General features: G+C 72.6%; 11 protein-coding genes. 6 read left to right on the forward strand and 5 right to left on the reverse strand.

The features are described 5' to 3' along the window. Positions 1-22: 22 nt before the first annotated feature. A complete protein-coding gene (locus QFZ71_RS25790) occupies positions 23-457 on the reverse strand; it encodes a ribonuclease (RefSeq protein ID WP_307670540.1) in 435 nt (144 codons plus the stop codon). A 256-nt stretch (positions 458-713) separates the two neighbouring features. On the opposite strand from QFZ71_RS25790, the gene QFZ71_RS25795 reads away from it, so the two are divergent. Beyond that, a complete protein-coding gene (locus QFZ71_RS25795; RefSeq protein WP_373465155.1) occupies positions 714-1,178 on the forward strand; it encodes an ATP-binding protein in 465 nt (154 codons plus the stop codon). A 24-nt stretch (positions 1,179-1,202) separates the two neighbouring features. On the opposite strand, the gene QFZ71_RS25800 is transcribed toward QFZ71_RS25795, so the two are convergent. Together QFZ71_RS25800 and QFZ71_RS25805 are read right to left on the reverse strand one after the other, a co-directional pair. Continuing rightward, positions 1,203-2,306 (reverse strand): DUF2637 domain-containing protein, encoded by a 1,104-nt coding sequence (locus QFZ71_RS25800; protein WP_307670541.1) that lies wholly within the window; start codon positions 2,304-2,306, stop codon positions 1,203-1,205. 192 nt (positions 2,307-2,498) lie between these two features. Beyond that, positions 2,499-3,347 carry a (2Fe-2S)-binding protein gene (locus QFZ71_RS25805; protein ID WP_307670542.1) on the reverse strand — a complete coding sequence of 283 codons (849 nt, stop codon included), beginning with the start codon at positions 3,345-3,347 and terminating at the stop codon, positions 2,499-2,501. A 144-nt stretch (positions 3,348-3,491) separates the two neighbouring features. Between QFZ71_RS25805 and QFZ71_RS25810 the strand changes: the two genes are divergently transcribed. Continuing rightward, complete coding sequence (locus tag QFZ71_RS25810) at positions 3,492-4,283, forward strand: GntR family transcriptional regulator (protein ID WP_307670543.1); 792 nt, start codon at positions 3,492-3,494, stop codon at positions 4,281-4,283. 179 nt (positions 4,284-4,462) lie between these two features. Here QFZ71_RS25810 and QFZ71_RS25815 read toward each other — a convergent pair whose 3' ends face one another. Both QFZ71_RS25815 and QFZ71_RS25820 read right to left on the reverse strand, forming a co-directional pair. Further along, the gene (locus QFZ71_RS25815) at positions 4,463-5,245 is read right to left on the reverse strand and encodes a hypothetical protein (RefSeq protein ID WP_307670544.1); all 783 of its coding nucleotides are present in this window, start codon (positions 5,243-5,245) and stop codon (positions 4,463-4,465) included. A gap of 172 nt (positions 5,246-5,417) precedes the next feature. Further along, positions 5,418-7,160: a PucR family transcriptional regulator gene (locus tag QFZ71_RS25820; RefSeq protein WP_307670545.1), complete on the reverse strand. Its 1,743-nt coding sequence runs from the start codon at positions 7,158-7,160 to the stop codon at positions 5,418-5,420. A gap of 335 nt (positions 7,161-7,495) precedes the next feature. On the opposite strand from QFZ71_RS25820, the gene QFZ71_RS25825 reads away from it, so the two are divergent. The 4 genes from QFZ71_RS25825 (at position 7,496) to QFZ71_RS25840 (ending at position 13,189) form a co-directional block, all read left to right on the forward strand. Then, entirely contained in the window at positions 7,496-8,386 is an 891-nt protein-coding gene (locus QFZ71_RS25825; protein ID WP_307670546.1) for a xanthine dehydrogenase family protein subunit M, read from the forward strand. A gap of 2 nt (positions 8,387-8,388) precedes the next feature. Beyond that, positions 8,389-8,988 carry a (2Fe-2S)-binding protein gene (locus QFZ71_RS25830; protein ID WP_307670547.1) on the forward strand — a complete coding sequence of 200 codons (600 nt, stop codon included), beginning with the start codon at positions 8,389-8,391 and terminating at the stop codon, positions 8,986-8,988. After that, complete coding sequence (locus QFZ71_RS25835; RefSeq protein ID WP_307670548.1) at positions 8,985-11,402, forward strand: xanthine dehydrogenase family protein molybdopterin-binding subunit; 2,418 nt, start codon at positions 8,985-8,987, stop codon at positions 11,400-11,402. Before QFZ71_RS25830 ends, QFZ71_RS25835 begins: the two co-directional genes overlap by 4 nt. Positions 11,403-11,731: 329 nt before the next feature. Next, a complete protein-coding gene (locus QFZ71_RS25840) occupies positions 11,732-13,189 on the forward strand; it encodes an NCS2 family permease (RefSeq protein ID WP_307670549.1) in 1,458 nt (485 codons plus the stop codon). Positions 13,190-13,207: the final 18 nt, after the last annotated feature.

Consider the following 13,207-nt stretch of genomic DNA (forward strand, 5'->3'; position numbering starts at 1 on the left):
CGACGGGAGGCTCGTGGCCGGGTCAGCAGCCGTGGTCGACCAGGTCGAAGGAGGCGTAGTGGTCGGCGGTGTAGTAGTCCTCCTCGTGCTGCTCCCCGGTGACGATCCGGCGCGCGCCGCGGTGGTCGGAGCCGGGTGTGATGACGGTGTACTCGTGGTAGTAGCCGGTCGACCGGTCGGGCAGCAGGCCTTCGCGGTTCTGGAAGACGGTGCCGTCCTGCTCGTACGGGAACGGCCCGCCCCGCTCGATCAGATCCAGGGTGTCGTGCGCCTGGGACGGCAGGGCCGAGTAGCAGATGCTCCCGACCGCCGCCGCACGGAACGCGGACGCGGGGTGGGAGACGGTCGTGGTGGTGTTGGCGGTGGCCGCCTGGGCCGTGATCGGGGCCGAGGCGATCAGGAGGGACAGGAGGGCGGCCGCGCCGCCGAACCGGGTGATCCGTGGGGGGATGCGCATGCCATCATGATGACGCGCGTAGACGGCGCATGGTCAACGTCAACTGGCGCGTGTTCGCCGGATGTTGACCTCAGCTGCGCCTATGTGGTGATGGCGTGCGCGGGTGGGATGTTCTGTGCGCCCCTCGCCGCCTCCGGCCGCTCACTTATTGATGAGTCGACAAGCGTGACCGTGTGCGTACAGGGGCATGCATCCCGTGAGGCTGTTCGACGGGCAGCCGGACCGAAGGAGGCGGACCACTGTGCGGGCGGGGGACATGACGAAGCGTCAGAAAAGGGCCGGGGTCATCGAGGTGCGCGGTCCGCGGGGGCGCAGACCGGGCGGTTCGCCGCAGCCGGCCAGGATGCACCGAAGAGTCGGGCACGCCGACCGGTCCGCGGTGGGGGAAGTCCGCCGGGAGTTGCGGGAGTTCCTGGAGCACCGCTCCGGGCGGGAGCAGGTCGAGGCCGCGGAGCTGCTGGTCAGTGAACTGGTGACCAACGCCCTCATCCACACGAGGAACGGGGCCGTGGTGACCGCCACGGCGACGTCCGCCCGACTCCGCGTGGAGGTCCAGGACTTCGCGTCCGAGGACCTGCCCGCGCCGTACGTACCGAACGCCGACGACGGTACGCACGGCAGGGGTCTGATCCTGGTCCGCAGCCTGGCCGACGCCTGGGGGGTGGAGGCGCAGGCCCTGGGCAAGGTCGTCTGGTTCGAACTGCACGGCGGAAGGCCCTGACGGGCCCTCCGCCGCACGACGGGATCAGCCGAACTGCTGTTCCAGATCCTTCAGTTTCTGTTCCAGCGAGTCGAGCCGGGGGAGTGTCTGGGTGTCGTCCTCGGCGGTGAGGTCGACGGTCCGCGGGTCACTTCCCTGGTTCGGCGCGTCCAGACTCTTCGAGCCCGGTCCGTCCGCCTGCTTCGGGCCGACGGCTTGCAGGGATGGCCGGGGTCGCAGGGGCAGCTGACCCGGCTCCGCTATGGCGGGCTCCGTGACGGCCGGCGCCGTGCCGGGCGACGACGGGGCGAGGGCGGGCACCTCAAGCTGCTGCCCGCCTCGCACCCCGCGCCCCCAGGCCCGGTTCTGCCGGTTCAGGGCCTTGATGCGGGCCCGGTCCAGCTTGGCCTGCTCCCTGCGGCGCAGCCTGGTCCGCTCCTCCTCCTTACGGTCCTCCCGCACCTCGTCCACCGCCTCGTCCAGGGTGCGGACGCCCTCCAGGAGCATCAGCGACCAGGCGCCGAAGGTCTCCCGAGGGGCCCGCAGCCAGCGAACGATCCGGATCTGCGGCAACGGACGGGGCACCAGGCCCTGTTCGCGCAGCGCGGCCCGGCGGGTCTGCTTCAGGGCGCGGTCGAAGAGCACCGCGGCCGAGAGGGACATCCCCGCGAAGAAGTGCGGGGCGCCCGCGTGGTCGATGCCGCGGGGCGCGTGCACCCAGTTGAACCAGGCGGCGGCCCCGGCGAACGTCCACACCAGCAGCCGTGAGCCGAGCGCCGCGTCACCGTGGCTCGCCTCCCGTACGGCCAGCACCGAACAGAACATCGCGGCCCCGTCCAGTCCGAACGGGACCAGGTACTCCCAGCCGCCGCTGAGGTTCAGGTTCTGCCGGCCGAAGCCGACGAGCCCGTGGAAGGAGAGCGCGGCGGCGACCGCCGCGCAGCAGAACAGCAGGACGTACGAGGCGGTGGCGTACAGCGCCTCCTTGCGCCTGCGGCGTTCCTCGCTGCGTTCCCAGGAGTCGTCGGCCGCCGTGGTCTTGCCGGCGGCACGCTTGCCGCGTGCGACCACCGTCACCGCCGCCATGACTCCCACGAGCAGTACGGCGCCCGGAAGCAGCCAGTCAAGCGATATGTCGGTCAGTCTCATGCGCGGTCCCTTGCGTCACGTAGGGCGTTTCGTGCGCCATCGTGACGGAATTCCCGTCCCGCACCGGTGGTTTCGGGACAAGAGCACGCCATGGGGGTGGAAGGGGCTATCGATGGGTGGAAATTCCTCGAACGACCGGCCGTGCAGGCGGTGTTGCGTTCGATTCCACGTCCTCCGGAGGGGCGGTGTGGATCAGGAAGCCGCAGCGAGCTTCCGCACCCGATCCGCGTCGCAGGTACGCGGGCAGGTGACACAGGTGTCGTCGGGCCGCAGCGTGTAGAACAGGCAGCAGCTCACCCGGTCCCGCGTCGGCAGCGACCGCCCGTCGGGCCCGGACAGCTCACGGAAGCCCGCGCGGCCGGCGTACGGCTTGGTCGTGCCGGGGAGCAGCAACTCCAGTTCGGCCATCGCGCGGCGCTCCTCGCCCAGCAGATGCGCGATGTACCACAGGCCCTCGACGATCTCGTCCGTCGCCATCCCCCACAGGGCCCGCTTCCCGCGGCGCATGCGCGATCCGAAGCCCTCCAGCACCGGGCCGAGGTGCTCGGCCAGGGAGTCCAGGACCTCGGCCCGCAGCGCCGCCTCGTCCGGGACGATCCGGGCGCCGGGCAGCGTGGCCGCCGGATCGTCCGGCAGGCAGGCGAACTCCCCGCTCCGTACGGTCAGGTGACCCAGCGCCCGCTGGAAGGCCACGGCCCCTACCGGGACGCGCGGCACCCGGCGGTGCAGGAACCACGGGACCGTCACCAGCAGGCAGGCGGGCCAGGCGTACCGGTGCAGTCCAAATCCGGCCACCACGTCCGGACGGGCCCGCTGCCCGTAGTCGCGCAGCACCTGGGCGTCGTCCCGCGCGAGGAAGGCGTCCACGGCGCTGCCTCCGGCCGCCAGCTCCGCCGCGCCGACCCAGCCCTCACCGGACGGGGCGGTGGCGTCGTGGTCCAGCACGTCGACCCGCAGGCCGGGGAACACCTCGGTCAGGCGGGCGTACGCGGCGGTCACGGGGGACGGCGCGGCATCGGTGAGCGGCAGGGAGAGGGTCATGCAGGGACCACCGAATCGGGATCGTTTGCAGGTAAGGCTTACCTTATCCGATGCCGTCGATGTGTGAACTGCGGACTCCTCCCTCTATCGTGCACAGGAGGTCCGGCCCACGCGAGTCGGCCCGCGGCAGGCGGAGGAGGTCCGGTGGAGCAGGGCAACGCGCACGACGGCGCACGTCCGGCGTACGCCCCCGTGTTCCCGCGCTCGGCCGCCACAGCGCGGGTACCGGAGCAGGCCCGGGCGGCCGGGCACCCCCGGCTGCCCGAGCGGACTCACGGCGAGCACACGCACGGCGAGCCGCCCGTGCCGCGTGCCGTTCGGCGCCACTCGGTGCGCGGGCAGATCCTGGACGCTCTGCGCACCGCCCTCGTCGACGGCGACCTGGAGCCCGGCCAGGTGTACTCCGCGCCCGCGCTCGGCGCGCGCTTCGGGGTGTCCGCGACGCCGGTGCGCGAGGCCATGCAGCAGCTGGCCGCCGAGGGCGCCGTCGAGGTCGTGCCGAACCGCGGCTTCCGGGTCAGCGAACGCGGCCCCCGCGAGCTGGCCGAGCTGGCCCAGGTACGGGCGCTGATCGAGGTCCCCGTGATGCTGGACCTGGCCCGTACGATCCCCGCTCACCGCTGGAGCGCCCTGCGTCCCCTGGCGGACGCCACGGTCGCGGCGGCGGCCGTGGGCGACCTGGCCGCCTACGCCGAATCGGACCGGGCCTTCCACCGCGCGGTTCTCGCGCTCTCGGGCAACGGGCAGCTGGTGGCCGTGGCCGAGGAACTGCACCGGCGGGCCCAGTGGCCGCCGGTCTCGGGCCCCGCCACCCGCCGGGCCGATCTGCTCGCGGACGCCTCCGAGCACACCGCCCTGCTCGACGCCCTCGCCGCCCGGGACCTGGCCGTGGTCAGGGCCCTGGTCGGCGAGCACTTCACCGGCGCCCGGAGCTGATCCGCAGGGGCCGCGGCCGGCGGCCCGCGCCTCCGGGCAGGCCCGGCATCCGTCCGTCCGGACCCGCCCGCGCCCGTCCGTCCCGTACAGCCGCGGCGTTCACCCGGACGGCCCGCACTCCACCGGACCACGCACGGCCCGCGCTCGAACGGCCGGGACCGCGACGCACCCCGAAGGGTTCAGGCCGGCCCGCCCGTGCGCGGCGCGGGAGGCCCCAGATACGGCGCCAGCCAGGTGGGTACGCCGCCCAGCAGGCGGAACAGCCGGCCGGCCTCGGCGCGCAGCCGGGTGGCCTCCGGCTCCTCCGCCGTCTCCGCGAGGGAGATCAGCGCCGGAGCCGTACCGATCAGGAACCCCAACTCCTCGCGGATGCGCAGCGATTCGGCGAAACCCCGCCGGGCTGCGGCCAACTCGCCCTCACGCAGGTCGAGGGCGGCCAGGTGTCGCCAGGTGGACGACAGCAGCAACGCGTCGTCCAGCGCCGCCGCACCGGCGTGCGCGCGGCTGAACGCGGCCCGTGCCGACTGCGGCGACTCCGCGATGTTCTGCGCGATCAGCCCGCGCCGGAAGTCCAGCAGCGGCCGGGCCGGGGACGCGGGGGCCAGCAGTGCCGCCGACCGGCTGAGCGCCACGCTCGCCTCGTCGGACCGGTCGCGTACCGCCAGCAGGGTCGAGGCGTACGCCAGATGGCCCCGTTCCGAGGCGGCCGAACCGCGCTCGTCGTCGCTGCGGGCCACGGCCTCCGCCGTCCGCAGGGCGTCCTCCGCCTCGGTCCAGCCCTGCCCGGTGTACAGGCACCGCTCGGTCAGCAGCGCGGTGCGCTGGAGCGCGGACGCCGCGTCGGTGGCCGCGTGGTGCTCCAGCAGGGCGGCCGCGTCCGTCCAGCAGGCGCGGGACCGCAGCCGCCATACCGCGGTCTGGAGCGGCGGATCGTCATCTGCTGTCGTTCCGGAACCAGACATGGCGGTATGCGCCACATTGCCCTCCCCGAGCGCGCCGTCGTGCTGTTGGGTACGGCGCATCTCAGCACGGATCGGCACTCCGGGCCAAGAGGTCCGGGCAATGTCAGGTGAAATAATTCACAATCGGCGGGAGCGCTCCGGGGCCCGCCGGACCCCGTGCGCCGCCGGAGCGTCAGCTCATGCGCAGGGCGAGGAAGAAATCGAGCTTGTCCTCCAGGCGCGCGAGGTCACGTCCCGTCAACTGCTCGATCCGCCCGACGCGGTAGCGCAGTGTGTTGACGTGCAGGTGCAGCCGGGCCGCGCAGCGGGTCCAGGACCCGTCGCAGTCCAGGAACGCCTCCAGCGTCTCGACCAGCTCGGCCCGGTGGCGCCGGTCGTAGTCGCGCAGCGGGTCCAGCAGCCGGGCGGTGAAGGCGCGCCGGACGTCGTCGGGGACGAACGGCAGCAGCAGCACGTGCGAGGCCAGTTCGTGGTGGCCGGCCGCGCAGACCCGGCCCGGCCGGGCGGCGGCCACCCGGCGGGCGTGCCGAGCCTCCTCCAGTGCGCCGCGCAGCCCCTCGGCGGAGTGCACGGCCGCGCTGACACCGAGTGTCAGCCGCCCGTCGTCGGCGAGTCCCGCCGAGAGCGGTTCGCGGACGGAGGCGAGCAGAGCCTCCGCGTGCAGTCCGGGCTCCTCGTGGAGCGCGTCGGCGTCCTCGCCGTCCGCCGGGGCGCCCTCCGCGTCCTCCCCGGAGTCGGCGGGCGGTTCCGTGGGCGCGGGCAGCGGCACCAGGGCGATCGCCTCCTCGCCCGTGTGGGCGACGGCGATCCGGTCGGCCGAGTCCGGGCCGCTGACCGCCGGGTCGACGAGGATCTCCTCCAGCAGCGCCTGCGCCGCCGGACCGCCCGTGATCTCCCCCGTGGCCGCCGCGCGGTCCGTCGTGCTCCATTCGACGCGGGCCACCACGACCTGCCACTGCGGGGCCACGCCGACGCCGGGCAGCAGAACGGGCGCGGCGACCCGCAGCCGGGCCGCGATCTCCGCCGGGGCGGCGCCCGCCTGGACCAGCTCCAGCACCTCCTGGGCGAGCCTGCGGCGTACGGTGCGGGCCGCTTCGCGGCGGTCCCGCTCGACCGCGATCAGCTGGGTGACGCCCTGGAGCAGATCGAGGCGCGCGGCGGGCCAGTCCGAGGCGTCCGCCTCGACCGCCAGCAGCCAGTCGGAGAGCACCGACTCCCGTACGTCGCGGGCGGCCACCGCGCCCCGCCCGGTGTTCCGGATCGGGAAGAGCGAATACGTCGTTCCGGCGACCGCCGCCCGGTGCGGGGCCCGGCGGCCGGTACGGGTCGCGGCCAGATGCTGACCGGCCAGCGCCGCGCCCAGCGGTCCCGGCAGCGGGGCGCCCGCGCCGGCGATCTGCCGGCCGGTGGGGGAGAGGACCCAGGCCCGCAGGTCCAGGTCGGAGGTGAGGAGGTCCAGGACCACTTCGGGGCCGCCGCCCGCCGGGCCCGAGGTCATCAGCCGCCGGTGCCGGTCCACCACGGCCGCCAGGTCCCCCGCCCGCTCGCCGGACACCTGGCGTACGACGTGCTCGGTGATCGTTGCGAAGGCCACCGTCTCGTGCACCGCGAAGAGCGGGAGGCGGTGGCGCCGGCACGCCTCGACCAGATCGGCCGGGATGTCGCCCAGCTCCGCCTCGCCGGCCGCGAGGCCGGCCACCCCCGCGCCCGCGAGGATGCGGACGAACGGCTCGGAGTCCGCCGCGCCCCGGTGCCAGGCGAGGCCCGTGAGCACCAGTTCGCCGCCGGAGAGGTAGCGGCTGGGGTCGCGCAGGTCGGTCGTCATGACGCCCCGGACCGTGCGGTCCAGCTCGTCCTCGCCGCCGAGCAGCCGGAGGCCCAGCGCGTCGGTCTCCAGCAGTGCGCGCAGCCGCATCTCGTCGCCGCCGATCTTTCGTAGAGGGAGCAGGTGAAGGGGGTGGGGGTGAGGCCGGGGACCGGGAGGGGGTGAAGGGGGTCGTGGGGTGGGGGAGGGGTGGGGTGAAGCGGGTACCTGTGAATTGCGGAGAGATGACGAACCTCCGCCATTCGTTCGAATCTACAAGACGAGGACGGAGACCAGCCAACTCCTTCGGTGTTTCGGTGACTGCACCGGCCGGGGCCCGGCTTGTGTACTGGGCCACACACCACGTGAACACCACATGAACGCGCCAGTCGAGGGCCGGCCGTCCCCAGTCCCGGCGAACCACCCGATCGAGAAGAGAGCCACTCATGGACTTCCTTCGCCCCGCCAGCTGGGAGGAGGCGCTCGCCGCCAAGGCCGAGCACCCCACGGCTGTGCCCATCGCGGGCGGCACCGATGTCATGGTCGAGATCAACTTCGACCACCGGCGGCCCGAGTACCTCCTGGACCTGAACCGGATCGGTGAGCTGTCCGAGTGGGAGGTGGGCCGGGAGAACGTACGGCTCGGCGCCTCCGTGCCGTACAGCGGCATCATGGAGCACCTGCGCGCCGAGCTGCCCGGTCTGGCGCTCGCCTCGCACACCGTCGCCTCCCCGCAGATCCGCAACCGCGGCGGGGTCGGCGGCAACCTGGGTACCGCCTCCCCGGCCGGCGACGCCCACCCGGCGCTGCTCGCCGCCGGCTGCGAGGTCGAGGCCGCATCCGTACGCGGTACGCGGATGATCCCCATCGACGCCTTCTACACGGGCGTCAAGCGCAACGCCCTGGAGCCGGACGAGCTGATCCGCGCCGTGCACATCAGGAAGGCCGACGGGCCCCAGCAGTACTCCAAGGTCGGCACCCGCAACGCCATGGTCATCGCCGTCTGCGCGTTCGGCATCGCCCTGCACCCCGAGACCCGCACCGTGCGCACCGGCATCGGCTCCGCCGCCCCGACGCCTGTCCGGGCCAAGGAGGCCGAGGAGTTCCTGAACGCCGCGCTGGAGGAGGGCGGGTTCTGGGAGAGCGGAAAGATCATCACCCCGTCGATCGCCCGGCAGTTCGCCACCCTCGCGTCCGGCGCCTGCAACCCGATCGACGACGTCCGCGGCACGGCGAAATACCGCAGGCACGCGGTCGGCATCATGGCCCGCCGCACGCTCGGCTGGGCCTGGGAGCAGTACCGCGGCGCGGGCCGCACGCTGGAAGGAGCTGCGTAGTCATGCGAGTCAATTTCACGGTCAACGGCCGCCGGCAGGAAGCCGACGACGTCTGGGAGGGCGAGTCCCTCCTGTACGTCCTGCGTGAGCGCATGGGGCTGCCCGGCTCCAAGAACGCCTGCGAACAGGGCGAATGCGGTTCCTGCACGGTCCGCCTCGACGGCGTCCCGGTCTGCGCGTGCCTGGTCGCCGCCGGACAGGTCGAGGGCCGCGAGGTCGTCACCGTCGAGGGTCTGGCCGACTACGCCAAGCACCGCGAGGACGCCCACCCCGGCGGCGGCTGCGCCTCCGGCGCGTGCGGCACCTCCCTGGACGCCGCCCGGCGGTGGCAGGCCCGGCCCACCGACGGCCGGACCGGCGAGGCCGTCGAACTGGCCCCGATCCAGCAGGCGTTCATCGACGCCGGAGCCGTCCAGTGCGGCTTCTGCACCCCCGGCCTGCTGGTCGCCGCCGACGAACTGCTGGAGAACACCCCCTCCCCGTCCGACCAGGACATCCGCGAGGCGCTCTCCGGCAACCTGTGCCGCTGCACCGGCTACGAGAAGATCCTCGACGCGGTCCGTCTCGCCGCCGCCCGCCAGGGAGAGGAGGCCCGGTCATGACGACGACGCCCCGGGTCCGGAACGTACCGGCCGGAACACCCACCAAGATCACCCAGGGTGCGCCCACCAAGGGCGGCATCGGCGAGTCCACCCTCCGCCCCGACGGCACCCTCAAGGTCACCGGGGAGTTCGCCTACTCCTCCGACATGTGGCACGAGGACATGCTGTGGGGCCAGACGCTGCGCTCCACCGTCGCGCACGCGGAGATCGTCTCCATCGACACCTCCGAGGCGCTCGCCACCTCCGGGGTCCACGCGGTACTGACCTACGACGACCTCCCGGCCGAGATGAAGAACTACGGCCTGGAGATCCAGGACACCCCCGTGCTCGCCCACGGCAAGGTCCGCCACCACGGCGAGCCGGTCGCCCTCGTGGCCGCCGACCACCCGGAGACGGCCCGCCGCGCCGCCGCCAAGATCAGGATCGAGTACCGCGAGCTGCCCGTCATCACCGACGAGGCGTCGGCGACCGCGCCCGACGCGGTCCTCGTGCACGAGGACCGCGACGACCACCACATCGGCCACGTCCCGCACCCCAACATCGTGCACCGCCAGCCGATCGTCCGGGGCGACGCCGACGCGGCCGCGAAGCGCGCCGACGTCATCGTCACCGGCGAGTACACCTTCGGCATGCAGGACCAGGCGTTCCTCGGACCCGAGTCCGGCCTCGCCGTGCCCTCCGAGGACGGTGGCGTCGAGCTGTACGTCGCCACCCAGTGGCTGCACTCCGACCTCAAGCAGATCGCCCCCGTCCTCGGTCTGCCCGAGGACAAGGTCCGCATGACGCTCTCCGGCGTCGGCGGGGCCTTCGGCGGACGCGAGGACATCTCGATGCAGATCCACGCCTGCCTGCTGGCGCTCCGCACCGGCAAGCCCGTCAAGATCGTCTACAACCGGTTCGAGTCCTTCTTCGGACACGTCCACCGGCACCCGGCGAAGCTCCACTACGAGCACGGCGCCACCAAGGACGGCAAGCTCACGCACATGAAGTGCCGCATCGTCCTGGACGGCGGGGCCTACGCCTCCGCCTCCCCGGCCGTCGTCGGCAACGCCTCCTCGCTCTCGGTCGGCCCGTACAAGGTCGAGGACGTCGACATCGAGGCCATCGCCCTCTACACCAACAACCCGCCCTGCGGTGCGATGCGCGGCTTCGGCGCGGTCCAGGCGTGCTTCGCCTACGAGGCGCAGATGGACAAGCTCGCCGCGAAGCTCGGCCTGGACCCGGTCGAGTTCCGGCAGCTCAACGCCATGGAACAGGGCACGCTGCTGCCGACCGGCCAGCCCTGCGACTCGCCGGCCCCGGTCGCCGAACTGCTGCGCCGGGTCAAGGCCCGGCCGATGCCGCCCGAGCAGGAGTGGCTGACGGCGGGCAGCGACGGCGCCTCCGTCGACATCCGGGCGCTGCCCGGCGGACTCTCCAACACCACCCACGGCGAGGGCGTCGTGCGCGGCGTCGGCTACGCGGTCGGCCTGAAGAACGTCGGCTTCTCCGAAGGCTTCGACGACTACTCCACCGCCCGCGTCCGGATGGAGGTCATCAACGGCGAACCGGTCGCCACCGTGCACACCGCGATGGCCGAGGTCGGCCAGGGCGGCGTCACCGTCCACGCCCAGATCGCCCGCACCGAACTCGGCGTCAACCAGGTCACCATCCACCCCGCCGACACCCGCGTCGGCTCCGCAGGCTCCACCTCCGCCTCCCGGCAGACGTACGTCACCGGCGGCGCGATCAAGAACTCCTGCGAAGCCGTACGGGAGAAGGTCCTGGAGCTCGGCCGCACCAAGTTCGGCACCTACCACCCGGCCTGGGCCACCGCCGAACTCCTCCTGGAGGGCGGCAAGGTCGTCACCGACGGAGGCGAGGTGCTGGCCGATCTCGCCGACGTGCTGGAGGACGAGGCGATCGACATCGAGCTGGAGTGGCGCCACCGGCCCACCGAAGCCTTCGACCTGCGTACCGGACAGGGCAACGGCCACGTCCAGTACTCCTTCGCCGCCCACCGCGCCGTGGTCGAGGTCGACACCGAACTGGGCCTGGTCAAGGTCATCGAACTGGCCTGCGCCCAGGACGTCGGCAAGGCGCTCAACCCGCTCTCCGTCCTCGGCCAGATCCAGGGCGGCACCCTCCAGGGCATGGGCGTCGCGGTGATGGAGGAGATCATCGTCGACCCGAAGACCGCGAAGGTGCGCAACCCGTCCTTCACGGACTACCTGCTCCCCACCATCCTCGACACGCCGACGATCCCGGTCGACGTGCTCGAACTCGCCGACGAGCACGCCCCGTACGGGCTGCGCGGCGTCGGCGAGGCCCCCACCCTGTCGTCCACCCCGGCCGTCCTCGCGGCGATCCGGAACGCGACGGGCCTCCAGCTCGACAGGACACCGGTGCGGCCCGAACACCTCACCGGCACCTGAGAGCACGCCGGGCGGCCTCCCACCGGGGGCCGCCCGGCGTGCTCCGAGCGCCCCCGAACCCTCCGGGCGGTGCGCGACGCCGAGAACGTCACACCTCTGCGCCCCCCGCACCGCCCGGAGCCACCGGGTACCGCACCGCTCGCGGTTCCTCACCGCCGTGCCACCGGGCACGGCACGCCTCACGGATCATCCGTGCCTCCGGCACATCCGTCCTGCCTCACCACTCCGTCCCGGCCGTCCCCGGGTCGTGCGGCCGACGCAGTCATCCCAAATCCCGCATTCAGGAATCTCCAGGCGGGTGCCCCTGTGAACCTTGGGAGTCAGGCATCATGACCCAGCAGTCAGTGGAACCGAAGACCGTTCCGGAGGACGCGGGCCCCGGCTCGCGCGTCCCCGGCGGAAGATCATGGCTCGACCGGTACTTCCACATATCCGAACGGGGATCGACCGTCGCGCGCGAACTGCGCGGCGGCGTCACGACCTTCATGGCCATGGCGTACATCCTCCTGCTCAACCCGCTGATCCTGGGCGGGAAGGACGTCGACGGGAACCTCCTCAGCCAGCCCGGCCTGATCACCGCGACCGCCTTCGCCGCCGCCGCCACGACCCTGCTCATGGGCTTCGTCGGCAAGGTGCCCCTCGCGCTCGCCGCCGGCCTCAGCGTCTCCGGCGTGCTCGCCTCGCAGGTCGCGCCCACCATGACCTGGCCGCAGGCCATGGGCATGTGCGTCATCTACGGGGTGGTGATCTGCCTCCTGGTCGTCACCGGCCTGCGCGAGCTGATCATGAACGCGATCCCGCTCGCGCTCAAGCACGGCATCACCATGGGCATCGGCCTCTTCATCGCCCTCATCGGCCTCTACAAGGCCGGCTTCGTCCACCAGGGCAAGGCCACCCCGGTCTCCCTCGGCCCCGCCGGGGAACTCGCCGGCTGGCCCGTCCTCATCTTCTGCGTCACCCTGCTGCTCATCTTCATGCTCCAGGCGCGCGACATCCCCGGCGCGATCCTGATCGGCATCGTCGCCGGCACCGCGGTGGCGATCGTGATCAACGCGATCGTGGACATCGACCCCAAGGCGTGGAGCAGCGGGCCGCCGGAGCTCTCCGGCGGAGCGGTCTCCGCCCCCGACTTCTCGCTCTTCGGGAACGTCGAGTTCGGCGGCTGGGGCGACGTCGGCGTGATGACCGTCGGCATGATCGTCTTCACCCTGGTGCTGGCCGGCTTCTTCGACGCGATGGCCACCATCATCGGCGTCGGCACCGAGGCGAAGCTCGCCGACGACAAGGGCCGCATGCCGGGCCTCTCCAAGGCGCTGTTCATCGACGGCGCCGGCGGCGTCATCGGCGGCGTCGCCTCCGGCTCCGGCCAGACCGTCTTCGTCGAATCGGCCACCGGCGTCGGCGAAGGGGCCCGGACCGGGCTGGCCTCCGCCGTCACCGGCCTCTTCTTCGCCGCCTGCCTCTTCTTCACCCCGCTCACCGCGATCGTCCCGACCGAGGTGGCCTCCGCCGCCCTCGTCGTCATCGGCGCGATGATGATGCAGAACGCCCGGCACGTGGACTGGGGTGACCGGTCGGTCGCCATCCCGGTCTTCCTGACCGTGGTCCTGATGCCCTTCACGTACACCATCACCACCGGTGTCGCCGCGGGGGTCATCGCGTACAGCGCCATCAAACTCGCCCAGGGCCGGGCCCGCGAGGTCGGGGCCTTCATGTGGGGACTGACGGTGATCTTCATCGTCTTCTTCGCCCTCAACCCGATCGAGAGCTGGCTGGGCGTCCACTGACGCACCCGCCCCGCCCCC

The sequence above is a fragment of the Streptomyces sp. V2I9 genome (assembly GCF_030817475.1).
In the GTDB taxonomy this organism is placed as follows: domain Bacteria; phylum Actinomycetota; class Actinomycetes; order Streptomycetales; family Streptomycetaceae; genus Streptomyces.

Bases quoted from the DNA above. Each gene is read 5' to 3' on its own strand.
- QFZ71_RS25835 (WP_307670548.1), top strand. From the start codon at position 8,985: ATGACGACGACGCCCCGGGTCCGGAACGTACCGGCCGGAACACCCACC.
- QFZ71_RS25815 (WP_307670544.1), bottom strand. From the start codon at position 5,245: ATGTCTGGTTCCGGAACGACAGCAGATGACGATCCGCCGCTCCAGACC.
- QFZ71_RS25795 (WP_373465155.1), top strand. From the start codon at position 714: ATGACGAAGCGTCAGAAAAGGGCCGGGGTCATCGAGGTGCGCGGTCCG.
- QFZ71_RS25830 (WP_307670547.1), top strand. From the start codon at position 8,389: ATGCGAGTCAATTTCACGGTCAACGGCCGCCGGCAGGAAGCCGACGAC.
- QFZ71_RS25840 (WP_307670549.1), top strand. From the start codon at position 11,732: ATGACCCAGCAGTCAGTGGAACCGAAGACCGTTCCGGAGGACGCGGGC.
- QFZ71_RS25820 (WP_307670545.1), bottom strand. From the start codon at position 7,160: ATGCGGCTGCGCGCACTGCTGGAGACCGACGCGCTGGGCCTCCGGCTG.
- QFZ71_RS25790 (WP_307670540.1), bottom strand. From the start codon at position 457: ATGCGCATCCCCCCACGGATCACCCGGTTCGGCGGCGCGGCCGCCCTC.
- QFZ71_RS25805 (WP_307670542.1), bottom strand. From the start codon at position 3,347: ATGACCCTCTCCCTGCCGCTCACCGATGCCGCGCCGTCCCCCGTGACC.
- QFZ71_RS25825 (WP_307670546.1), top strand. From the start codon at position 7,496: ATGGACTTCCTTCGCCCCGCCAGCTGGGAGGAGGCGCTCGCCGCCAAG.
- QFZ71_RS25800 (WP_307670541.1), bottom strand. From the start codon at position 2,306: ATGAGACTGACCGACATATCGCTTGACTGGCTGCTTCCGGGCGCCGTA.